Source organism: Methylobacterium sp. Leaf123, from assembly GCF_001423405.1.
Lineage (GTDB): Bacteria > Pseudomonadota > Alphaproteobacteria > Rhizobiales > Beijerinckiaceae > Methylobacterium.
Map to the genome: position 1 here is coordinate 37330 of NZ_LMNS01000006.1, position 21966 is coordinate 59295.

The 21966-nt window shown below is 70.3% G+C and carries 23 protein-coding genes; 13 read left to right on the plus strand and 10 right to left on the minus strand.

The annotated features are described in order from the left end of the window. Positions 1-168: 168 nt before the first annotated feature. On the minus strand, positions 169-1437 hold the full coding sequence (locus ASF53_RS07145) for a lanthanide ABC transporter ABC transporter substrate-binding protein PedA1 (RefSeq protein WP_056196152.1): 1269 nt from the start codon (positions 1435-1437) through the stop codon (positions 169-171). 220 nt (positions 1438-1657) lie between these two features. On the opposite strand from ASF53_RS07145, the gene ASF53_RS07150 reads away from it, so the two are divergent. The 8 genes from ASF53_RS07150 to ASF53_RS07185 all read left to right on the plus strand — a co-directional run bounded on the left by ASF53_RS07150 (position 1658) and on the right by ASF53_RS07185 (position 8021). After that, complete coding sequence (locus tag ASF53_RS07150; protein ID WP_056196155.1) at positions 1658-2179, plus strand: DUF3280 domain-containing protein; 522 nt, start codon at positions 1658-1660, stop codon at positions 2177-2179. A gap of 45 nt (positions 2180-2224) precedes the next feature. Continuing rightward, positions 2225-2935 carry a (5-formylfuran-3-yl)methyl phosphate synthase gene (locus ASF53_RS07155; RefSeq protein ID WP_056196158.1) on the plus strand — a complete coding sequence of 237 codons (711 nt, stop codon included), beginning with the start codon at positions 2225-2227 and terminating at the stop codon, positions 2933-2935. Positions 2936-2940: 5 nt separating this feature from the next. Further along, complete coding sequence (locus tag ASF53_RS07160) at positions 2941-3555, plus strand: amino acid kinase family protein (RefSeq protein WP_056196163.1); 615 nt, start codon at positions 2941-2943, stop codon at positions 3553-3555. Further along, positions 3552-5126, plus strand: coding sequence for a DUF6513 domain-containing protein (locus ASF53_RS07165; RefSeq protein ID WP_056196166.1), 1575 nt, complete (start codon positions 3552-3554; stop codon positions 5124-5126). The genes ASF53_RS07160 and ASF53_RS07165 overlap by 4 nt, the downstream gene beginning before the upstream one ends. A gap of 1 nt (position 5127) precedes the next feature. Continuing rightward, positions 5128-5724, plus strand: a complete 597-nt coding sequence (locus tag ASF53_RS07170) for a DUF447 domain-containing protein (protein WP_056196169.1) — start codon at positions 5128-5130, stop codon at positions 5722-5724. A 41-nt stretch (positions 5725-5765) separates the two neighbouring features. After that, positions 5766-6299: an SRPBCC family protein gene (locus ASF53_RS07175; RefSeq protein ID WP_502690561.1), complete on the plus strand. Its 534-nt coding sequence runs from the start codon at positions 5766-5768 to the stop codon at positions 6297-6299. Between the two features lie 65 nt (positions 6300-6364). After that, a complete protein-coding gene (locus ASF53_RS07180; RefSeq protein ID WP_003604770.1) occupies positions 6365-6895 on the plus strand; it encodes an SRPBCC family protein in 531 nt (176 codons plus the stop codon). 25 nt (positions 6896-6920) lie between these two features. Continuing rightward, the gene (locus ASF53_RS07185) at positions 6921-8021 is read left to right on the plus strand and encodes a YncE family protein (RefSeq protein WP_056196175.1); all 1101 of its coding nucleotides are present in this window, start codon (positions 6921-6923) and stop codon (positions 8019-8021) included. Between the two features lie 2 nt (positions 8022-8023). On the opposite strand, the gene ASF53_RS07190 is transcribed toward ASF53_RS07185, so the two are convergent. Further along, positions 8024-8224 (minus strand): hypothetical protein, encoded by a 201-nt coding sequence (locus tag ASF53_RS07190; protein ID WP_003604767.1) that lies wholly within the window; start codon positions 8222-8224, stop codon positions 8024-8026. A gap of 52 nt (positions 8225-8276) precedes the next feature. Next, entirely contained in the window at positions 8277-9311 is a 1035-nt protein-coding gene (locus tag ASF53_RS07195; RefSeq protein ID WP_056196178.1) for a hydantoinase/oxoprolinase family protein, read from the minus strand. A gap of 3 nt (positions 9312-9314) precedes the next feature. On the opposite strand from ASF53_RS07195, the gene ASF53_RS07200 reads away from it, so the two are divergent. Further along, entirely contained in the window at positions 9315-10010 is a 696-nt protein-coding gene (locus ASF53_RS07200; protein ID WP_056196180.1) for a HisA/HisF-related TIM barrel protein, read from the plus strand. Positions 10011-10152: 142 nt separating this feature from the next. On the opposite strand, the gene fae is transcribed toward ASF53_RS07200, so the two are convergent. The 7 genes from fae to ASF53_RS07235 form a co-directional block, all read right to left on the minus strand. Further along, the gene (gene fae, locus ASF53_RS07205; protein ID WP_003604760.1) at positions 10153-10665 is read right to left on the minus strand and encodes a 5,6,7,8-tetrahydromethanopterin hydro-lyase; all 513 of its coding nucleotides are present in this window, start codon (positions 10663-10665) and stop codon (positions 10153-10155) included. A gap of 246 nt (positions 10666-10911) precedes the next feature. Next, the gene (locus tag ASF53_RS07210) at positions 10912-11781 is read right to left on the minus strand and encodes a triphosphoribosyl-dephospho-CoA synthase (protein ID WP_056196182.1); all 870 of its coding nucleotides are present in this window, start codon (positions 11779-11781) and stop codon (positions 10912-10914) included. After that, complete coding sequence (locus ASF53_RS07215; protein ID WP_056196185.1) at positions 11778-12692, minus strand: ATP-grasp domain-containing protein; 915 nt, start codon at positions 12690-12692, stop codon at positions 11778-11780. The genes ASF53_RS07210 and ASF53_RS07215 overlap by 4 nt, the downstream gene beginning before the upstream one ends. 182 nt (positions 12693-12874) lie before the next feature. Next, positions 12875-13846 (minus strand): methenyltetrahydromethanopterin cyclohydrolase, encoded by a 972-nt coding sequence (gene mch / locus ASF53_RS07220; protein WP_056196188.1) that lies wholly within the window; start codon positions 13844-13846, stop codon positions 12875-12877. Further along, positions 13776-14900 carry an ATP-grasp domain-containing protein gene (locus tag ASF53_RS07225; RefSeq protein ID WP_056196192.1) on the minus strand — a complete coding sequence of 375 codons (1125 nt, stop codon included), beginning with the start codon at positions 14898-14900 and terminating at the stop codon, positions 13776-13778. The genes mch and ASF53_RS07225 overlap by 71 nt, the downstream gene beginning before the upstream one ends. Before the next feature lie 110 nt (positions 14901-15010). Then, positions 15011-15904 (minus strand): NAD(P)-dependent methylenetetrahydromethanopterin dehydrogenase, encoded by an 894-nt coding sequence (mtdB, locus tag ASF53_RS07230; protein WP_056196195.1) that lies wholly within the window; start codon positions 15902-15904, stop codon positions 15011-15013. 110 nt (positions 15905-16014) lie between these two features. Next, positions 16015-17013 (minus strand): beta-ribofuranosylaminobenzene 5'-phosphate synthase family protein, encoded by a 999-nt coding sequence (locus ASF53_RS07235; protein ID WP_056196200.1) that lies wholly within the window; start codon positions 17011-17013, stop codon positions 16015-16017. A 427-nt stretch (positions 17014-17440) separates the two neighbouring features. Here ASF53_RS07235 and fhcB point away from each other — a divergent pair, with 427 nt between their 5' ends. Genes fhcB through ASF53_RS07255 form a run of 4 tightly spaced genes read left to right on the plus strand, consistent with a single transcriptional unit; the run spans position 17441 to position 21924 of the window. Continuing rightward, positions 17441-18529 carry a formyltransferase/hydrolase complex subunit B gene (gene fhcB / locus ASF53_RS07240; RefSeq protein WP_056196204.1) on the plus strand — a complete coding sequence of 363 codons (1089 nt, stop codon included), beginning with the start codon at positions 17441-17443 and terminating at the stop codon, positions 18527-18529. After that, positions 18523-20169, plus strand: coding sequence for a formylmethanofuran dehydrogenase subunit A (locus ASF53_RS07245; protein WP_056196207.1), 1647 nt, complete (start codon positions 18523-18525; stop codon positions 20167-20169). Before fhcB ends, ASF53_RS07245 begins: the two co-directional genes overlap by 7 nt. A 25-nt stretch (positions 20170-20194) precedes the next feature. Then, a complete protein-coding gene (gene fhcD, locus ASF53_RS07250) occupies positions 20195-21130 on the plus strand; it encodes a formylmethanofuran--tetrahydromethanopterin N-formyltransferase (RefSeq protein WP_015822365.1) in 936 nt (311 codons plus the stop codon). Then, positions 21127-21924, plus strand: coding sequence for a formylmethanofuran dehydrogenase subunit C (locus tag ASF53_RS07255; protein WP_056196210.1), 798 nt, complete (start codon positions 21127-21129; stop codon positions 21922-21924). The genes fhcD and ASF53_RS07255 overlap by 4 nt, the downstream gene beginning before the upstream one ends. Positions 21925-21966 lie beyond the last annotated feature (42 nt).

Consider the following 21966-nt stretch of genomic DNA (forward strand, 5'->3'; position numbering starts at 1 on the left):
CCTGTCGTCTGCGGCGCGTCGTCTCGCGCGCCTGCGTCCATATCGGCTCGAGCGACATGGGCCCCGCGGCCCCGTCCCTCAAAGAAAAAACGGGTGATCGGCTGAAGCGCACCGGGCGGTGGATTGCCGCATCGCCCGCCGACACGCCCGAATCGCGTCCGCACGCGGTCACGGCAACTTGCACGCGGTCTCCGGCATGTCGGCCCCCAGCGTATCGAGCGGCGTGCGCTGGTGGATGAAGCCCTGTTCGGGCGCCACCGAAACCATCGCCTTGGGCTGCACCACGATGATCGGCTGACGAAGTTGGTGATCCCAGGACCGGTAGGTCAGCGACACGCCCTTGTAGGCGGGCAGCGAGAATTCGGGCTTCACGAGATGGGCCGCGAGCGTGGCCGGATCGGTGCTGCGCGTCTGCGTCGCCGCCTCGCCGACCGTGCGCACGGCCGCCCAGACCTGATAATCGAGCGGCCGCATCAGGCGGCTCGCGAGCCGCCGGAAACGGTTCTGCGCCTGGGCCGCGCCCCAGGTCTCCAGGGTGGGGTGCCACGTCGTCGCGATCAGCCCCTGCGTGCCGGCCACGGGGCGTGGATCGACGGTGCGGAACGGGACGTAATCGCCCCAGTCACCCTCTTCGTCGGCGACCACCGCGAGGTCGTAATCGAGCCCGCGGGTGAACACCATCGCCTCGGCCCGGGTCGGCGTGTCGCCGCGGGCCTTGGCCAGGGGCCCGAAGGTCCAGGGCTTCTCCGCGGTGATCTTGAGGCCGAACTTGCGGGCGGAGTTCCGCATCGCATCCGCATAGGCCTTGTCGCGCTCGGTCGGGCCGACGATGAGGAAGATCTTCCGCCAGCGCATCAGCGTCAGATATTGCGCCAGCGCATCCGTCTGCATGGCGCGGCTCGGCAGCACGTGGAACAGGTTGGCGCGGCAATCGGCCCCGCGCAGGCGGTCGTCCGGCGCCCCGGCATTGAGGATGACCGCGCCCGTCTCCTTCAGCGCATCGGCCACCGCCAGCACCTCGGCGGCGGGCAGGGCCAGCACGAAGAACCGCACGCCCTTGTCCGCAAGCACCTTGGCCGCCTCCACCGGGTCGCGCTCGCCGTCGAGGGCGACCTCGTCCAGCGCGAAGGTCTGCTTGGTGAAGCGGCCCGTGGTGTTGTTGTCCTTCACCGCCATGCGGGCGCCGGCCACGCCGAGATCCTCGGGATCGGCCTCCGCATCGTAGGACGAGGGCGCCGGCACCGGGCGGTAGAGGATAGCGATGTGGGTCTCGGAGCCGGGGACCGGGGCGGGCGTCTCGCTGGCGGGTGAACCCGGCGGCGGCTCGCCGGTGGCCGCCTTCGGCTCCTGGGCGCGGGCGTGGATGGGAGCGGCCAGGAATACGGCCGGGCTGGTCGCGAGACCGGCGGCGAGGAGGAGCGGAACGGACAAACGCATTGCCCGGCACGCTAGCAACATCTTGCCACCGGCCTCAACGAGAGAAGCATAAGATTTTCATAAGATGACGCGATTGGGCGAGCATGGGGCCAGTGGCATCACTTGCCTCATCGCCGTTATCGGACATGCCGATACGCTCCGCCGACGGTTGCCAAATCCTCCGGGACACCAAGTTAACGTCGGTCCGCGCGGCCCCGCGCCCGTCCGAGGCTCTCACCCCATGCGACTTCGCGCCCTCCTACCCGCCCTCGCGCTCCTGTCCACGCTGAGCGGCACAGCCTCGGCGGAGGACGCGGCGCGCAAGGCCGCGATCTTCCCGGCGGAGGTGAACGATCCGACGCTGGCTTATGGCCGCAAGCCGCTGCCGGCCGACCAGAAGCGTCTCGACCTCGTCACCGACGTGCTGCGCAAGCAACTCGCCGAGAAGGGCGGGCTCGAGAGCGTCGATCTCGCCCCCCGGGCGGAGGAGATCCGCAAGGAGAGCCCGCTCTACAAGTGCAATGGCTGCGCCTCCCCGATCGCCAAGGCGCTGGGCGCGGACCTCGCCGTCACCGCCTTCGCCGACAAGGGCGCCAACCAGTTGTTCAGCCTCGTCGTCACCATCGCCGAGGCCGAGACCGGCAAGGTCGTGCGCCAGGGCCAGGTCGTGATAAGAGCCAACACCGACGACGACTGGTCCCACGCCACACGCTGGATCGTGAAGAACCGCCTCCTGGCCGAGCCGCTGCCCGGCCGTTCCTGAAGCGGGGCTTGTGCGGGCGCGCAAGGCTGAGCAAGAACGTTCCCCGTGTCCGACATCGTATCGATTTCTTCCGCGCGTCCCCGTCTGCTCGTCAGCGTCCGTGGGCCCGACGAGGCGCTGACGGCGCTCCGGGCCGGAGCAGACCTCATCGACGCCAAGGATCCCGAACGCGGAGCGCTCGGCGCGCTGCCGCCGGAGACCGTGCGCGCCATCGTCGCGGATGTCGGCGGGCGGGCCGTCACCAGCGCGGTGGCCGGCGATGGCACCGGGCGCGAGATCGCCGCGGCGATCGCAACCATGGCCGCGACCGGCGTGGGTTTCATCAAGATCGCGGTCGGTGCCGCCGACGATGCGGCTTTGGCCGCGGCCGCCGTGCAGGCGCCGGGCCGGGTCATCGGCGTGCTCTTCGCCGAGGACGATGGGGGTGAGGATTGGCCGGCCCGCCTCGCCGCAGCGGGCTTCGTCGGCGCGATGATCGACACCCGCGGCAAGAGCGGCACTGCGCTTCCCAGCCTCATGGCCGCGCCGCACCTCGCGGCCTTCGTCGCCGGATGCCGCACCCATGGCCTGATGAGCGGCCTTGCCGGCTCGCTCGGTCTCGGCGACATCCCGGCGCTCGCGCAACTCGCCCCCGATTATCTCGGCTTCCGCGGCGGCCTGTGCCGCGCGGGCGACCGGCGGCAGGCGCTCGACGGCGCGCGGGTAGCGCAGGCGGTCGAAGCCATACGAGCCGGCCCGCGGGCCGACGCGGCGTGACCGCCATGGCAAACGCGACATCAACCCCTCCCCGCCTCGCGGGGAAGATTGACGGCACCGTCGTCAAGATCGGCGGCAGCCTCGTCACCGACCGGGCGCGGCTTTGCGCGCTCCTTGCCGAATGCGCGGAGGAGCCACCCGTCGCGATCGTGCCCGGCGGCGGCCCCTTCGCCGACGCGGTGCGCGCGACCCAGGCGGCGCTCGGCCTCGACGACGCCCTCGCCCACCGCCTCGCCCTCGATGCGATGGGCCGCATGGCCGAGGTGTTTTGCGCGCTCGAACCGCGCCTCACCATCGCCACGAGCCCCGAGGCCGTGGCCGATGCCCTCGCTCAAGGCCGCTCCGTGATCTGGGATCCGGTCGCACTCAAAGCGGGTCATGCCGAGATCGCCGAGAGCTGGGACGTCACCTCCGACAGCCTCGCCCTGTGGCTCGCGAGCCAGCTCGGTGTCGATCGCTGCATCCTTGTGAAGTCGGCAAAACGTCCCGTTCAGACCGACCCCGCGGCCCTGGCGCGCGCCGGCTTCGTCGATGCCGCGTTCCCGCGTTTCGCCGCCGCCTTCGACGGCGCGATCGTGATCCGCGGCCCCGAGGATTTTCATCAGAAGCACGCCGCATGAGCGCGCCCGAACATCTCGTCTTCATCACCGGCAAGCTGGCCCATGCCCGCCTCGAAAAGGTCGCGGCGACGCTGCCGGCCGAGCGCTTCACCTGGAGCATCGCCGATGCCGGGGTGAAGGTCGCCGCGCTGATGACCGAAGAGATCATCAAGCGTCGAGTGCAGATGCCCGAGGGCGCGACTCGGATCGTCCTGCCCGGCCGTTGCCGCGCCAACCCGGAGGCCCTGGCCCAGCATTTCGGCCTACCGGTCGAGCGGGGGCCGGACGAGATCGTTGATTTGCCGGCTTACCTTGGCCTGATCGGACGCAAGGTCGATCTCTCGCGCCACGACCTGCGCATCTTCTCCGAGATCGTCGATGCCTCGAAGATGACGCCCGACCAGATCCTGGCCAAGGGCCTCGACCTCGCCCGCCGCGGCGCCGACGTGATCGATCTCGGCGGGCTGCCCGACACGGCGTTCCCACACCTGGAAGACAGCGTTCGGGCGCTGAAGGGCGCCGGGCTGAAGGTCAGCGTCGATTCCTTCTCCCTCGACGAGTTGACCCGCGGGGCGCGGGCCGGCGCCGACTTCCTGCTGAGCCTCAACGAGGAGACGCTGGATCTCGCCTTCGAGACCGACGCGGTGCCGATCCTCGTGCCGATGCGGCCCGACGACCTGCCCTCCCTCGACCGTGCCATCGAGCGGATGGAGCGGGCCGGGCGCCCCTACATGGCCGATCCGATCCTGGAGCCGATCCATTTCGGCTTCGTCGATTCGATCTGCCGCTACCGCGAGATCCGGGCGCGCTGGCCGAACATCGAGATGATGATGGGCACCGGCAACCTCACCGAACTCACCGAGGCCGACAGCCTCGGCGTCACCGCGCTCCTTGTCGGCATGTGCTCGGAACTCGCCATCCGCAACGTGCTGATCGTGCAGGTCTCGAACCACACCCGCCGCACGGTGGAGGAGCACGACGCCGCCCGCCGGGTGATGTACGCGGCCAAAGAGGACGCCGCCCTGCCCAAGGGCTACGGCCGCGAATTGCTCGCACTGCACGACAAGCGCCCCTTCGTGCAGACCTCCGATGAAATTGCCGCCCTGGCCGCGGAGGTGCGCGATCCCAATTACCGCATCGCCGTCGCCGAGGACGGCATCCACGTCTACAACCGCGACCGTCACACCACCGGCACCGACGCCATGGCCTTCTTCCCCGAACTGAGCGTGGAGAGCGACGGCGCCCACGCCTTCTATCTCGGCGGAGAGCTGACCAAGGCCGAGACCGCGTTCCGCCTCGGCAAGCGCTACGTGCAGGACGAACCCCTCGATTGGGGCTGCGCCGCCGACCGCACCCAGGAAGACACCACCGCCTTCAAGGCGGCCGGGCCGACGAAATCCGCCCATACCAAGCATAGCGGCCCCGAGGCGCCCGCCGCCGAGCGCGCGACCCGGGCCGATCCGGAGCGCGACGCCGCGCCGCCGCGGACCGAGACCGGAAGCGGCACGGCAACGGACCGCGACCCGCTCAGCGAGCCGAAGGGCGGCCGCATCGTCTGCGGCCGGCTGGTTCCCGACGAGGACCAAAACTGAGATGCCGCTGATCCTTGAGACCGTCGTCACCACCCTGTCGGCGACGGGCGCGATGCATCTCGTGCCGTTCGGCCTGATCCGCGAGGACGAAGATTTCGTGCTTGCCCCGTTCCGTCCCTCGCCGACGATCGACAACCTCGCCGAGCGCCCGTTCTTCACGGCCTCGGCCCCGAGCGACGTGCGGGTGATCGCGGGCGTCGTCACCGGGCGGCGCGATTGGCCGGTGGTGGATTGCGATCACATTCCCGGCAAGCGCCTCGCCGAATGCTTCGGCCATGCCGAATTCGAGGTGGCGGCGATCGAGGACGACCCGCAGCGCCCACGCTACCGCGGGCGGATGGTGCATGCGGTGAGCCACGTGCCGTTCATCGGCTACAACCGGGCGCAAGCCGCGGTGATCGAGGCGGCGATCCTGTCCACGCGGCTCCACATGCTGGAGCCGGAAAAGATCCTGACGGAGATGGCCTATCATGCCATAGCCATTGCCAAGACCGCCGGCCCCGCCGAGCGCGAGGCCTGGGACTGGATCGAGGACAAGGTCGCGGGGGCCCTGGGGCGCACCGGCCGCGTCCTCGACGGGACGAGCCGCCCCCTTTGAGGCGCCGACAGACTCAAGCAATGCTCAAGGAGATTCCCGGTTTGAAGCGGATCGCATGGCTCGCCGCCGCGGCGCTCGCCGTCACCACCTTCGGGGCGCAAGCCCAGCACGCGCCGACCCGGCGCAAGATCGTCGAGAGCGTCACCATCGACGCCTCAGCCGACAAGGTCTGGACGGTGATCGGCAACCCCGCCGATGCGGGCTGGATCGAGAACGTGGCGCGCGGCGAGCGGCAGGGCAGCGCCGACAAGCCGGTCTTCCGGCTAACGCTGAAGAACGGCCACGTCATCGTCGAGGAGAGCCGCAAGCTCGATCCCGAGCGCAAGAGCTTCGGCTATTACATCCTCGAGAACGACGTCTCCGACCTGCCGGCCAAGGATTATTCGGCCACGATCTCGGTGCAGCCCGAGGGCGCGCAGGCCCGGGTCGAGTGGCGGGCCGCCTTCTATCGCGGCCATCCGAACAACGACCCGCCGCCCGAACTCAACGACGAGAATTCGGAGAAGCGCGTGCGGGCCTGGATTCATGCCAGCCTTGAGAACCTCAAGGCCCGGCTTGAGAAGAGCGGCTCCTGACACAAGTCGCTCGAATGAGGGATGAGGCTGCCATGCTCGGCGGCCTCAACGGGAGGAGAAAAACAATGAAGTTCAGGACGCTCGCCGCCGTGGCGGCGCTGGCTACGGTCACCTTCGCCGCGCAGGCCCACGGCCCGACCCGGCAGAAGGTGTCGGAGTCGATCGAGATCAACGCCCCCGCCGACAAGGTCTGGGCGATCGTCGGCAATTTCCAGGACGGAAGCTGGATTCCGGTGGTCGAGAAGACCGAGGGCAAGGGCGGCAACGAGGTCAAGGCGACCCGCACGCTGACCCTGAAGGGCGGCGCGACGGTCGAGGAAGAGCTCGCCAAATACGACGCCGAGAAGAAGCTCCTCATGTACCGGATCACCAAGGTCGACGTGAAGACCCTGCCGGTGAACGATTATTCCTCGACGATCGAGCTCGAGGGCGACGGCGCCAAGACCAAGATGACGTGGCGCGGCGCGTTCTACCGCGGCTACATGAACAACGATCCGCCGCCCGAGCTGAACGACGAGGCCTCCAAGAAGGCCGTGCTCGGCCTCTACAAGGCGGGCCTGGAGAACGTGAAGGCCAAGGCCGAGAAGGGCTCGTAAGGGTTTGACAACATACGGAGCCGGCATGCGCTGCTCACTTCGGCTCACAGGCCGGCTCCTCCCTCTCCCCTTCGCGGGAGAGGGTGGCCCCCGAAGGGGGTCGGGTGAGGGGCTGGCTCCGCATTGTCCGGAAGCGACGCTCCCCTCTCCCGCCTCGCATCCGCGAGGCACCCTCCCCCGCAGAGGGGGGAGGGCATTTATAGCCCTTGCCTACCTTCTGACCGTCGGCTCGCCCGCCCAGGCGCAGGAAGCCCTGGTCACGGCGCAACTCGGCAACGCCGTCGAGATCATCGACCTCGCGTCCCAGAAAATCCTGCACTCGATCCCCGTGCCGGGGGCGCCGGCCGGCATCGCCGTCTCGCCCGACCGGAAGACGGCCTACGTCACCCGCCCGGAGGGTCACGGCGTCTCGGTGATCGATCTCGACGCGCGCAGGGTGAGGGCGAGCCTCGATTTGCCCGGCGGCCCGCTCGGCATCGGCGTCAATCCGAAATCCGGCGAGGTCTACGTCGCCGATTGGTACGGTGCGCGCGTGTTCGTGCTGCGCCCGAATGCGGCGGGCCTGACGCTGGAGGGCGAAATCGCCACCGGGAAATCCCCCTCGGGCATCGCCGTGACGCCGGACGGCGCCACGCTGCTGGTGGCCAACCGCGAATCCGACTCGGTCTCGATCATCGACGTGGCGAGCCGCCGGGAGACACGGCGCGTGTCCGTCGGCCAGCACCCGTTCGGCCTGACCCTCTCGGCGGACGGCGCCACCGCCTACACCGCCAACGTGGTCTCGAACGATGTCTCGGCGATCGATCTCGCCGCCGGCCGCGAGACCGGCCGCGTCGCCACCGGCCAGCGGCCCTACGTGATCGCGTTCGCCGCCGGCAAAGGATTCGTGACCGACCAGTATTCCAACACCGTGACGGTGTTCGACCCCACGAGCCTGAAGACACTCACCGCCATCGATGTCGGCGATCACCCCGAGGGGATCGCCGCCACCCGCGACGGGAAGACGATCGTCGTCGCCAACTGGGGCGATAACGCCCTAAGCCTGATCGACCCGTCGAGCCTCACGGTCACCGGCACGATCGCGACCGGCGACGGGCCGCGCGCCTTCGGGGATTTCCTGCGGTAGAGTCAGGCCGCTGCGGGCGGATCGCCGGAGCCCGTCTCGGTGGGCGAGTTGAGGACGTCTTCCAGCTCATCCACGAGGCGGTCGATCTGATCCTCGCTCGCCAGAACCCGTGTGGTCCGGCCGTCCTCGGTGACGAAAGCCAACTCGATCGCCTCGCCGGTCCGGGTGGCCAGGATGCGGGCGAGCTTGTTTCCTGCAGTCATGCGCATCTCCTTGTGACCTGCCCCCGTCAACGCGCGGGAGCGGCCCCGTTCCTCAGGCGATCAAGCCCACGGCCACCGCCGGGCCGCAGGTCGAGACCCAGGCGGCATCCCCGCCGTTCAAGCACCCGGCGATGATCTCGGTGAGCGGCACCGGGCGGCGTCCGAGCCGGGCGGCCAGCCGCTCGGCCAGGAAGCGGCCGGCACCGCACACGACGAGCGGCGCGTCCTCCGGCAGATCGGGGCGCGACAGCAGGATCGCGGCTACATCGTGCAGCGGGCGCAGTTGCGCCTCGGCGAACCACGCGGCCAGCGCCCGCCACTCCTCGGCGCTCCCCTCCCCCCGGTCGCGGCCGACCATGCGGGCGAGCCGGATCTCGGTCTCAGGGATCGATTTGCCCTTCAGGTCGGCGCTGTATTGCTGGTCGGCGCCCTCCGGCAGGTCGCCGGTGAGCCGGTAGATGTCGGCGGTGCTGGCAAAGGTCTCGGCCATCAGCCGCGTGCGCCGGCCGCGCCAGGGCGCGTGGGTGGCAAAGGCGAGGAGCGGCGTACGCACCACGCCGGTATAGACCAGTTCGCCCGTCTCCAGCCGCTCGGCGTCGCTGTAGCCCTGCGCCGCGGGCCGGCCCCCGACGATCGGGATCAGGTCGGCGGTGGTCGAGCCGATATCGACCAGCAGCGCATGACCCGCGCGCCGGCCGATCAGGGCGGCGGTGGCATGCCAGTTGGCCGAGGCGATGTCGGCCGCGTGCGCGCGGGCGTTGTCGGCCGAGACGAAGCCGGCGCGGCCGGCATAGATCCGCACGTGGCCCTTGAGCGTCGCGGCCGCCCAGGCGGACAGTTGATGCACCCCGTCGGTGCGGTCGGCGAAGCAATCGGTCAGCTCGCCGGTCATGGTGACGGCGTGGGTGGCCTCGCCCCGCACCCAATCCGGCAATTGCGCGAAGGTCTCGTCCAGGGCGGGCACGCCGCGCCACAGCCGGCACGGCGCCTGCACCGCCTCGACCACGCGGCCCGCCTCGACGAGGGCCGCCTTGACATGCACCCCGCCGAGATCCCACCCGATGACCCTGGTTCCAGTCCGGTTCACGCGATGTCTCACGGTTCTGAGGGGCGGCCGTTTCGGCTGATCCCGGTGATCGACCTGCGCCATGGGCAGGTGGTGCGCGCCCGCGCGGGCGAGCGTGACGCCTATGCCCCGATCGATACCCCCTTGGCCAGAGGCTCCAGGCCCGCCGACGTGGCCCGCGGCCTTCTCGATGCCGTCGGGGGAGACCGGCTCTACGTCGCCGACCTCGACGCGATCATGGAGGGCCGGGAGCCCGACCGCGCCAGCCTGGAGGCGGTGGCCGCAGCCTGCCTCGGGGTTACGCTGTGGGTCGATGCCGGATTCTCGGATTTGCCGGGCGTCGAGCGTTTCACCGCGTTCGGGCTCGGTCGCCCGGTGATCGGTAGCGAGAGCCAGCGGGATGCGGATCTCGTGCGCGCGCTCGGCAACGGTGCCGTGCTCTCCCTCGACAGCCGCGGCGATGAGCGGCTCGGGCCGGACACCCTGCACGACGATGCGGCGACGTGGCCCGAGGATGTGATCGTGATGACGCTGGCACGGGTCGGCACCGGGACCGGCCCCGATCTCTCGGGGGTGTCGCGGGCGGTCGCGGCGGGCGAGGGCCGGCGGATCTATGCGGCCGGCGGCGTGCGGGGCCCGGAGGATGCGGTACGGCTCAGCGAGGCCGGGGCGGCCGGAGTGCTCGTGGCCTCGGCGATCCATGACAGGCGACTGCGCTGAGGTTCAAAGCAGGCTCCAAAAAGAAAGGGACGGCCGAAGCCGTCCCAATCACTAACTAACGTCCAAGGAAGATCGAAGCCAGTCGCTGGAGCAGACCCCGCTGTGCGGGCGGAGGCTCGCTCTGCCCAGGACTGCCTCCGATCTAAGCGTTGGCGGCGAAGGGGTGGGTCGCCGACTTGCGCTGCTCGGTGACAACCGAAGCCTTCGGCTCGCCGTTGACGGCGCGCTGGATCGAAAGCTTGGTGGCCTCGTAGTTGTACTTCTGGATCTTGGCGTCGTCGGCCGCTTCCCAGTGGATGAACACGCCGACCAGCACGTACAGGTCGTCGGCTTCGTCAGCCGGGATGATGCCTTCGGCAACCGCATCCTGCACGGCCATGGCGACGCCATGCTGGGCCGGGCCAAACATCTGGACGGCCTGACGGGCGTCGTTGATGGTGACCTTGTTGAACATCAGCGTGTTCGGCTTGCACGGCAGGTTCGGCGCGATCACGGCGAGCAGGCTGGTGAAGCCGTGCTTGTTGTTGACCAGACCGTTGCAGAAGGCCGTCTCGGCAGGCGAACCGCGCGGTCCGATGATGAGGTCGATGTGAGCGACTTCGTTGCCATCGCCGACGAGGGCTTCGCCGACCTGAACCTTGGTGATTTTTGCCATTCGGGGTCTCTCCCTGGATTCCTGAAAAAAGGCCCGCCCTGAGAGGAGGCGAGGCCTGGAAGCCATCCTTGTTTGCGGCGCCCGGCTGAGAGCCGAGCCGGTTTGCCCGGATAGCGGGGCGGACCCTACAGCGGGCCATTCCGCCGAACAACCCGCGCAAAGCCCTGAAATCTGCGATTTTTTGGAAGCCGGGGGGCCTTGACGCAACGAGATTCGTCCCCTCGCGGGCGAGGGCTCGGCAAAGCTTCAGAAGGCCTCGCCGCGGGCGGAGAGGAGGGCGTCGAGGAACAAGGTCGCGACGGTGAAGTCGGCGCTCGTGCCAGGGTTGAGGCCGGACTCCTTCAGCGCGCGGTCATAGGCGAGGAGTGGTTCGACCGGGGCCGCGGCGAGGTCGAGGCCCGCCAGGGACGCCTGCGCCTGCGCCCGCACCGCCTCGGCCCGCTCGGGGCCGTGCTTGCGGGCGATGTGACTGTCCGGCACGGCGGTGAGATAGGCGAGATGGACTGCCGTCGTGGTCCAGGGCGGGACGAGCCCGCGCGCACGGGCGCCAGCGAGCGCCGGCAGGCCGATCGCGAAGAGGTCGCGAAACCCGTCCGTGTAGGCGCGGGCGATGCGATCGCGCGGGGCGGCCTCCGCCATCGCCGTGAGCAGCGGCGGGACCGGTCCGTCATCGGCCTGGGATACGTCGTGGCGCTCGGCCCGGCCGAGGCCGCCGGGATTGGCCCGGCGGATCGCCGCGAACACGTCGCGGGCATCGGAGGCATCGAACCCCGCCAGCACGGCGTTCAGGGCCTCGGCCAGCGGGCCGGGCTGTTCCGCGGCGCGAGCCAGCGGCGCGCAGAGAAGCAGGATGCCGAGATTGGTGTTCTGCCCGACGGCCGCGAAGGTCGCCTCGACCCCACCCCGCACCCGCTGCCCGACGCGCGCGCCCGCGGCGGCGAGCGGCGGCGCCGATACGTCGGCGCTGGTAACGAAATCGGCCACGACCATGCGGTGGCCGGGGGCGTAGCCGTGGACGTTGCCGGGTTTCAGCGCGTCGAGTTCGGCGAGGCAGGCGGCCCGGTAGAGGTCGGCCACCGTCGCCGCAGGCAGGCCGCCGGGCGCCGTCCCGGTCATCCGAGCGCCGAGACCAGCCGCGGCGGGCGGGCGGCGCGCACCGCGTTGAGGAAGCCGCGCGCCACCGCCCCGGCGATATCGACCTCGGTCACCTGCTGCAGACCGGACCAAGCCGGCATGGAATTGACCTCCAGCACCAGAAAGCCGCCCTCGCCGTCCTCGACGAGGTCGATGCCGGTGTAATCGACGCCGACTGCCGCGGCCGCGGCCTCGGCGAGTTCGGCGGCGCGGGCCGGCACGTCCCAGGCGAAGGGCCGGCCCCCGCGATGGACGTTGGTGATCCAGCCGTCGCCCTCGCGGATCATTCCGGCGATCGCCCGGCCCTCGCAGACGAAGACGCGGTAGTCGCGCCATAGCCCGTCGGCGCGGGCGACGTAGCGCTGAAGGTAGTAGACGCCACTCACGGCTTCTTGCGCCGGCAAATCATCGGGGCTTTCGAGGAGCATCAGCCCCTCGCCCTGCGAGCCGAACAGGGGCTTGAGCACGATCGGCTTGCCGGGCCGCGCCTCGCGGGCGACGATCTCGGCCGCCGCCTCGCGTTTCGAGACGACGAAGGTGTCGGGCGTCGGCAATCCGGCGCGGGCGATCAGTAGCGAGGTCGCCGCCTTGTCCACCGAGCGCTCGATCGCCGACGGCCCGTTCCAGACGGTGACGCCGGAGACGACCAGGGCGTGGAGCACGCCGAGCCGCATGGTGGTGGCCTCGAATGTCCCGCCCGCGATGGTGCGCAGCAGGACGCCATCCGGCAGCCCGTCCTCGAAGCCGGGGACGCGCAGCGGTTCGCCGCCGCCAGTGACGACGGCAACGTCGGCAAGCGAGAACAGTACCGGCTCGACGCCGAAGCCGCGCAAGGCCTCCCGCAGCCGCGCCTTGTGCCAATTGCCGTTGTCGGCCGCGAGCCCGATGCGCATGCGTTTTTCCAGTTACCTTCAACCCTCCCCCCTCCGCGGGGGAGGGTGCCCTGCGGATGCAGGGTGGGAGAGGGGCCGGCTCCGAACTCCCCGGAAGCGGCGCTCCCCTCACCCGACCCGCTTCGCGGGCCACCCCCTCCCGCTTCAGGGGAGAGGGACTCGACACTCTAAGCGTCAGGAATCTACACGAACGAGGCGTCCACCAGCTGCGGCTCCAGCCGGCCGCCGCGGAACGACTTGCCGGTCTTCACCGAGGTGACGATGGCCTCGGCCGGGGAGAACAGGGCGCCATCGATCTTGTAGAAGTCGCCGTTCACCCGCGAAAAGATCTCGGCGAAGGGCGCGCCGTGATCGGCCGAGGTGGTGGAGGGGATCTGCTCGGCGAGCTGCTTGGCATCCGCGTCGTCGGCATCGACGAAGAGCTGCACCCGGCCGCCATAGATGATGGCGTCGTTGGTGCGGCCCATCGCCTGGATGAAGTCCGGATGCGGCGGCGAGAGCGGAGCCGAACCGATGCCGTCGAGGATCTTGTGCAGGTCGAAGCCGACGGTGTGGGCCTTGTGCAGCGCCACTTCCAGCACGCGGGCGACGACCTGGGTCGAACCGGCCAGGCTCTGGGTCGGAGCGTAGATGAAGGTCACGTTCTCCGGGGCGATGCCGGTCTCGCGCGCGACCTTGTTCACCACGGAGGCCGGCGGGGCGCTGGCGGATTCGAGGACGAGCGCGGTCGTCGTCGCGTTGTCGCGATAGCCGAGCTCCTTGTAGAGTTCCTCCACCACGGCGACCGCACGGCCCGGGCCCGAGCCGAGGGCGAAGAAGCCGGAATCGCCCTCCTCGTCGGCGAGGCTCCAGCCGGCATATTGCGAGCCGAGGCAGGCCAGAACCGGATCGGCGGAGTGGACGACGACCGTGTAGGGCCAGGAGGCGACCGGGCCGATCGGCGCGATCGTCACCGTGCCGAGGCCGCCGAGGCAGATCTCGGCGATGCGCCGGCCGGCCTCGATCGAGCCGCGGGCGTTGGCGCCGGCATCGACGGTGCGCGCGCCGTTCTCCTGGGCGACGATGAGCCGGAGCTTGGCCGCGTCAGCGACGAGGCTCTCGACCAGCGGCCCGGCCAGGGCGTTGAGGCTCGGCGCGCTCGTGTTGGAACTCATGACTGTTCTCCGTTTCCTCCAGCAGAGCGCGGACCTCCTCGGCCCGCGTCCGCAATTCTTCTTTGACCGCCGCGGCGTCCGGCCCGGAGGCCGTCACCGTGCAGAACGGTGCGTCGCGCGCCACGTGGCTGCCGGCCCGCGGCCGATCCCGCACGTGATCCGGCCAGTCGAGCGGCGGCACCGCCGCGCAGGTCCGCGCCGCGTAACAGATCTCGGCGCCCGTCGCATCTACCGGGGCGGCCTCGATTGACGGCATCCGGCCGAGCGCGGCCTCGATATGCAGAATCAGAAGTGGTGTCGGGCGCCGGTCGAGCACGTCGAGGGTGGCGCCGGGGCGCGGATTGATCTCCAGCAGCCACCAGCGTTCCCCGTCCACGAGGCAATCGGCGCTGGCCAGACCGGTGAGGCCGGTGGCACGGGCGAGCCGGTGGGCCGCCCCGGCGATCTCCCCGGCGATCCTGGCCGGGATCGGCGCCGCCGCGTCGCGGCCGCGGGCGAGCGCGCCAGCATAGCGGAACGGCCGCAGCGGCGAGGGCGCCTGCCACTGTTCGGTCAGCGCCAGAGGCTCGATGCGGCGGCCGTCGGACAAGAAGTTCAGGGCGAAGGCGCGACCGGGCATCCGGGCCTGGAGGTAATGGTCCGGCGGGGCAGTGCCGGCCGCACTCACGCGGATATGCGACCCGCCGCAGCCCCCCGCCTGTTTGAGGAGCCAAGCGCCGCGTTCCGTGACCGGACCCGCGGCGATCGGCGGATGCGGAATCGCGAGGCGTTCGCACAAGGCCGCGAAACGGAACGGGTCCTTGAGGGCGGCGACCGTCTCCGGCCCCGCGCCGAGCAGGCGATGGCGGGCGGCGATCTCGGCGATGAGATCCGGCGCGCCCTCGAACCCGCTGCCGAGCACCACGCCGAGGGTGCCGCCGGCCTCCTCCGACAACGCATCGAGCCCTGCCAGCACGCCGCCCCGGTCGCGGGCGCCCGCCCCGAAGCGGCCGGGCAGCGGGCGGTAGTTCTCGGCCAGCGCCAGGGTGTCCTCGTCGCCGAACAGGTCGAGCACGAATGGGCGAAAGCCCGCCCGCCGCGCGGCCTGCGCCAGCGCCCGGCCGGATTGGGCGGCGATCAGAATCGCGCCGCCCTCCCGATGGAGAAGCGGGTTCAGGTTCGGGCTCAGCCGGCGATCTCGACGGCGAGCTTGTAGGCGTCGCGGAAATCGAGGCAGAGCGGCTCCTGCGCCTCCAGCATCTTGCGGAACATGCGGCACTGGGTCTGGTACTTGACGTTGCCGACGGCGAGCGCGCCGATGCCGACGCCCTTGCCGACCGGCAGGGGCACGTCCTTGGCGTTTACGTCGATGCCGGCGATGCCGGCGGGCGGCACGGCGTTGACGTCGGAGGCGACCAGCAGCTTCGGCGCGGATTCGAGATCCTCCGCCGTCAGGATCGAGACGCCCGCGGGGCCGGCCGAGAGGATCACGTCGGCATCGGTGATCGCGGCGCGGCGCGCCTCGGGCAGGGTGCCGTCCACGGCGCCGACCTCGATGCCGAAGCGCCACTTCATGGTGAAGGCGATCTTCGAGACGCGCTCCTCGCCGTCATGGCCGACGAGCACGCTGTGCGCCCCCTCCAACGCGCCGATCACCGCCGCGACATAGGCGACCACGCCCGCGCCACCGAAGATGACGATGCGCTTGCCCTTGAGGTCGGTGCCGAACTTCGCCTTCAGCGCACGAGCGACCTCGGCGACCATCGCCGCGCCGGTGGTGAAGGAGCCGGCCGGATCGGCGAAGACGTGGTTGACGAAGGGGGGCACGAACGCCTTCTTCGCCCGGTCCACCATGTCGAGCGCCAGTTCGGCGTTCTTGCCGCCGATGAAGATGCCGGTGCGCACGCCGTCCTGCGGCGCGCGGGAGAAGATCGAGTCCTGCGTCAGCGAGACGACATCGGTGAGATCGACGCCCGTGTAAGGGATCAGCGTCTCGAAGCCGGCATCGATCGCCATGTTCACGTCGAACGGGCTCATGTGTTTGAGCGGCGTCAGCATGTGCAGGATCGAGCGGGCCATGGTGTTCGTCCTCTCGTGACCGCGCCTTTGCCAGGCGCTTCAGGTGCAAAACCGGAACGGCTGGCGCCGGTCAAGCGCAGGTTTCTTTGAAACGGGAAAAAGAAAAAGCTCTAAACTTCGGCAACCGAGGCGCCGACGTTGCGGCCGCGCGCGATAACGAAGCGCAGGCGGCCCGGCCGGGCCAGCCCCGCGACCAGTGCCTCCGCCTCCCGCTGCGAGGGCACGAGGGCAAAGCCCGTCGGCCCCCAGGAGCTCTGGCCGTAGCCGGGCACGCCGGCCTGCGCGATCGCCGCGAGGGCGTCGGCCACGGCGGGACTGGCGAAGCGCCCGCCCTGGTGCGGGGCGAAATGGTCGCCGATCCGTTTCTGGATGGCGGTGATGCCGGCGCCGAACCCGTTCGGCTCGGCCGTCGCGGCGGCGGGCAGAACCTGCATCAGCACGATCCGGCAGATCTCGGCGGCCTGTCCCGCATCGAAGGGCGGCAGTTCGCGGAACGCTTCGGTCTCAACGGAGCCATGCACGCCGGTCATGGCTTCATCGAGGATCAGCACGACCCGCCACTCCTCCGGATAAGGCAGCCGCGCGATGACGGGGGGCGGCGCGCCGGAACCGTCGCGCCCGCCATCGACGATCAGCCCGCCCTCGGTGAAGGCGGCGAGCCCGACGCCGGACCGGTTGCCGCGGTCGAGCACGTCGGCGAAGTCGGCCGGTGCAAAGGGGCGTCCGTTGAGGCGCGCCAGCGCGGCGGCGACCGCCAGGGCGAGCTGCGTGCCCGAGCCGAAGCCGGCATGGGCGGGGATCGATTCCTCGACCTCCACCGCCACGGCTTCCGGCACATCGAGATAGGCGGCGGCGGCGAGCAGGTTGGCGCGCACCCGCTCGGCCTCCGGGCCGCTGGCGGAGGCGCGTTTGGCAGGGCGTGCAACGAGTTGCACGGCGGGCGCGTCGAGGGCGAGGCCGATGCTGCCGAAGCGGCGCCCGAGCCCGCCGTTGAGATCGAGAAACCCGAAATGCAGGCGCGCAGGCGCACGGACCCGCACGGCGCCCCCGGCCGGCCGGGATGTCGTCGTGCTCACGATCTCAGCCGTCTGGTCCGGGACCTCGGCCACGGTCTCATTCCCTTCCGCCGACGTTGCCGGCCCGGCCGGCGCGGACGCGCCCAACGATGCGGGCGGCTTCTCACATGCTGCGGCGCCCGCGACAACCTCGCCCGCGACAACGGCATAGCATCGTCGCAAGTGCCGATGCGGTTGTCGCCGCGCCGAGCCCTTTTCGCGCGAAAGCGTGGCGTCCGGAGAGAGCGGCCCGGCGCACGAAATCCTGACGCAAACTTCGCCGGGGGCTTGCGGCCTCCGGCACAGGAATGCAAAACCACCCGGCTCCCTTCGCGGAGCCGGTCCGAGCCACTGCCCCCGAAACCGCATTCCGGATTTCGAGGCATCGAGGCTCCACCAGGGGCGCCCGCGCCCTTCGGACGTGACCGTCTTTCGCCCCGCCTCGACGCGGGGATGCCCGAAGAAGCGACGGTGAGGAAGCATGGCAGCCTGGGTGAAGGGAGGCGCAGCGGATATAGGCGCTGCGGTCGAGGCCGCGGCCGACCTGCTCGCCGCCTCACGCGTGCCGGTGCTGGCGGGCCTGAGCGCCGAGGTTTCGGCACTCCGCGCCGCTTACCGGCTGGCCGAGACCCTCGGCGCCTCGCTCGATCCCGTCTCCGGCCCCAGCGTCTATGCCGAACTCGGCGCGCTCAGCGCCGGTGGCGCGATGAGCACGACACGGGCCGAGACGATCGGCCGGGCGGATGTGGTCCTGATCGTCGGCAACCGTCCCTGGGACGGTGAGCTGATCGCCGAGATCGCCGCCGCGGCCCCGAGCCGTGGACGCGCGGCGGGCTCGGAGCGCGCCCTGCTCTCCCTGGGTGGTCCTCAGAACGGCGCGATCCGCCACGTCGCCTACGCGGCGGAATCCGGCGGCCTCGCCATCTCGCTCGGGCATCTGCGCGCCTTCGCCAAGGGCCATCTCGCCGGTGAGGCCGCCTTTGCCGATCTCGCCAAGCGCCTGTTCGCGGCCCAGTACGGCGTCATCATCTACGATCCGGAAGAGGTCGGCGAACTCGGCGCGGAAATGCTCCAGGGGCTGATCCGCGACCTCAACGAATCCACCCGCTTCTTCGCGCTGACGCTCGCCGACCCGTTCCAGGGCCGCGCGGCGGTGCAACTCTCCGCCTGGACCACGGGACAGGCGCCGCGCGTCGGCTTCGGCCGGCACCAGCCCGAGCACGATTCCTGGCGCTTCGACAGCGCCCGCCAGATCGCTGCGGGTGAAGCCGACGCCGCCCTGTGGCTCGCTTCCCTGCCCGCCCCGCGCCCCGCCTGGCTCGGGAGCCTGCCGACGATCGCCATTGTCGGCGAGGGCTCTCAGGAGGCCGCGGGCGAGACGGCGGAGGTCGTCATCACCGTGGGCGTGCCCGGACAGAGCGTCGGCGGCGCCCTCTGGAACGACCGGCGCGGCGTCATCGCCTATGCCGAGGCCAGCGATCCATCGAAGACCCAAGCTGAAACGGAGACTGCGGCCGGCGTGCTCACCCGCATCCGCGACCGCCTCATCGAGAAGGGTGTCTCATGCTGACCCGTATCCACGGTGGACGGGTGGTCGATCCCACGGCCGGGCGCGACGCCATCGGCGACGTCTGGATTGAGGATGGCCGCGTCGTCGCCCCGAGCGAGCGCGCCCCCGACCAAACCATCGACGCCACGGGCTGCGTGGTGATGGCCGGCGGCGTCGAGGTCCACTCGCACATCGCCGGCGGCAACGTGGTGATGAGCCGCCTGCTGCTGCCCGACCTCTATGTCAGCGAATCCGCCCCCAACGGCCATCCCTTCGCCCATGCCGGCGGTTCGGGAAGCTGGATCGGCGCCAACTATGCGCGGATGGGCTACACCACCGCGGTCGAGCCGGCGCTGCCGCCCTCGAACGCGCTCGCGACCCATCTCGAACTCGCCGACATCCCCCTGCTCGACCGCGGCGGTCTGGCCGTGCTCGGCAACGACGACCACCTGCTTCAGCTCCTGCGCGATGGCGAGGGCAAGCAGGCGGTGCGCGATCTCGTGCAGCAGACGCTGGCCCATTCGCGGGGCCTCGGCGTCAAGTGCATCAACGCGGGCGGCGCCTCGGCCTTCAAGGACGGCGTGCTCAAGCTCAGCCTCGACGACGAGATCCCCTGCTACGGGCTCTCGACGCGCAAGATCATGTCGGCCCTGCTCGACGCGGTGGAAGAGATCGGCGTGCCGCATCCGCTGCATGTTCACTGCAACAATCTCGGCCTGCCCGGCGCCGACGACTCGCTCGTCGCGACGCTGGAAGCGGCCGAAGGTCGGCGCATCCACTTTGCCCATGCTCAGTTCTACGCCTACGGCGTGGTGGATCCCGAAAACCCGATGACCGGCGGCTTCCGTTCGGCGGCCGAGCGCATCAACGCGGCGATGGAGGAACACCCCAACGCGACCTACGACGTGGGTCAGGTGGTGTTCGGCCAGACCGTGACGATCTCGCTCGACATCCTGCGCCAGTTCGGTGGCCGCAAGGGCGCCAAGCCGAAGAAGTGGGTGATCTCGGCGGGTGATGCCGAGGGCGGCGGCGTGGTGCCGTTCCTCTACCGGCCGCGCGGCCCGGTCTCCTCGCTGCAATGGGCGATCGGCCTCGAATTGATGCTGCTCTCTTCGAACCCCGAGCGCACCATCCTAACGACCGACCACCCGAATGGCGGCGTCTTCACCGAATATCCGCGCATCATCCACCTGCTGATGGATGCCGAGGAGCGCGCCAAGGAAATCGCAACGCTGCCGGCGATCGTCGGCGAGCGCTCCGGCCTGCCCAAGATCGAGCGCGAGTACAGCTTCAGCGAAATCGCCCAGCTCACCCGCTCCGGCCCGGCCAAGCTGCTCGGCCTGACTGATCGCGGCCACCTGCGCGAGGGCGCCAAGGCCGACGTCGCGATCTACCGCGACGACAAGGACCGCACGGCGATGTTCTCGCGGGCCAAGCTCGTGCTGAAGGACGGCCAGCCCATCGTCGAGGATGGCGAGGTCGTCGCTTGGTTCTCGGGCAAGACGCTCAGCCTTGATGTCGAGGCCGATGCGGGCATGGAAAAGCGCGCCGAGAGCTACCTGCAGGACCGCTTCGGCGCCGGGCTCGACACCTTCGCGGTGCCGGACGCTGCGTTCCCCGAGAATACCGGGACGTTCGAAGACGTGGCGTGCCGGGCGTGATGTCGAGGGTGATGGAATCGAATCGATGAGCGACTTCACCCTCAACGGCATCAAGGTCGAGGACACCTTCGCCGAAGCCTTCGACGTCGCGGGCACCGCGATCATCGTCACCAACGACACGCCGAAATGGGCGATGATCGCGGCGACGGTGATGACGGGCTTCGCCACGTCGGTGATCGGCTGCGGCGCCGAGGCCGGCATCGACGCCGAACTCTCCCCCGAGGAGACACCGGACGGGCGGCCGGGCGTACGCATCCTGCTGTTCGGTTTCGAGCCGAACGGGCTGAAGGACCAGCTCCTCAAGCGCGTTGGCCAGTGCATCCTGACCTGCCCCGGCACCGCCTGCTTTGCCGGCGTCGAAGGCCCGACCAAGATCAAGCTCGGCGGCGCGATCCGCTATTTCGGTGACGGCTTCGCAGTCGCCAAGCGCCTGCCCGACCATGAGGGCAAGATGCGCCGCTACTGGCGCATCCCCGTCATGGACGGCGAGTTCCTGTGCGAGGATTCGGTGCGCGCGGTGGATGGCGCGGTCGGCGGCGGCAACCTGCTGTTCCTCGGCCGCAAGCACGCCGACACGCTCATCGTCGCCGAGATCGCGGTCGAGGCGGCCAAGGCGATCCCCGGCGCGATCCTGCCCTTCCCCGGCGGCATCGTCCGCTCCGGCTCGAAGGTCGGCGGGCGCACCAAGGGCATGATGGCCTCGACCAACGACGCCTATTGCCCGACGCTCAAGGGCCGGGCCGGCTCGGCGCTGCCGCCCGAATGCGGCGTGGTGCTGGAAATCGTCATCGACGCCCTGACCTCGGCCGCGGTCGCCGAATCGATGCGCGCGGCGCTGCACGCCGCCACCGAGATCGGCGCACAGCACGGCCTCGTCGCGGTCACCGCCGGCAATTACGGCGGCAATCTCGGCCGGCACCACTACCACCTCCGCGACCTGTTGGAGAAACCCGCCGCATGAGCACGCTGAGACTGCGCGGTGATCTGCCGGAGCGGGTCGACCTTCTCAACATCACCCCGCTCGCCCTGAGCGGGCTATCCGAAGCCGAGGCGGGCAAGCTCGCCATCGGCACCAGCCGCCGTGGCCTGACCCTCGGCGACGTGTTCGAGATCAGCCTCGACGGCTCCGACAGCCTCGTGATCGAGGGCGGCTCGTCCCGGCTCGACCGGGTCGGCGCGGCGCTCTCGCAAGGCGCGATCCGGGTCGAGGGTGATGTCGGCCAGCGCCTCGGCGAAGGCATGGCGGCGGGCACGCTGACCGTGACCGGCTCGGCCGGCCCCTATGCCGGCACCGGTGCCACCGGCGGCACCATCACGATCGAAGGTGATGCCGGCGACCACGCGGGCGGCGCCGTCTACGCCGCCAAGGCCGGGCTCGACGGCGCGACCCTCGTCATCAAGGGCGCGGCCGGCGACCATCTCGGCGACCGTATGCGCCGCGGCATCATCCTCGCCGGTTCGGCCGGTGCTTACGCCGGCTCGCGCATGATCGCGGGCACCATCGTCGTCTCCGGCGCGCTCGGCGACCATCCGGGCTACGGCATGCGCCGCGGCACGCTGATCGCGGGCAGCCACGGCACGCTGTTGCCGACCTTCGTCGAGACCGGCACGCCCGACCTCGTCTTCGTCCGGCTGCTGGCCCAGAGCCTCAAGCATCTCGGCGCGGCGCAGGCCAGCCTGCTTGGCGGCACGCTGCGGCGCTACTCCGGCGATCTCGCGACGATCGGCAAGGGCGAACTCTTCGTGCCGGCCTGATCCGGCACGATTTTTCCGAAAGCTGCCGGCAAGTCGCAGAAA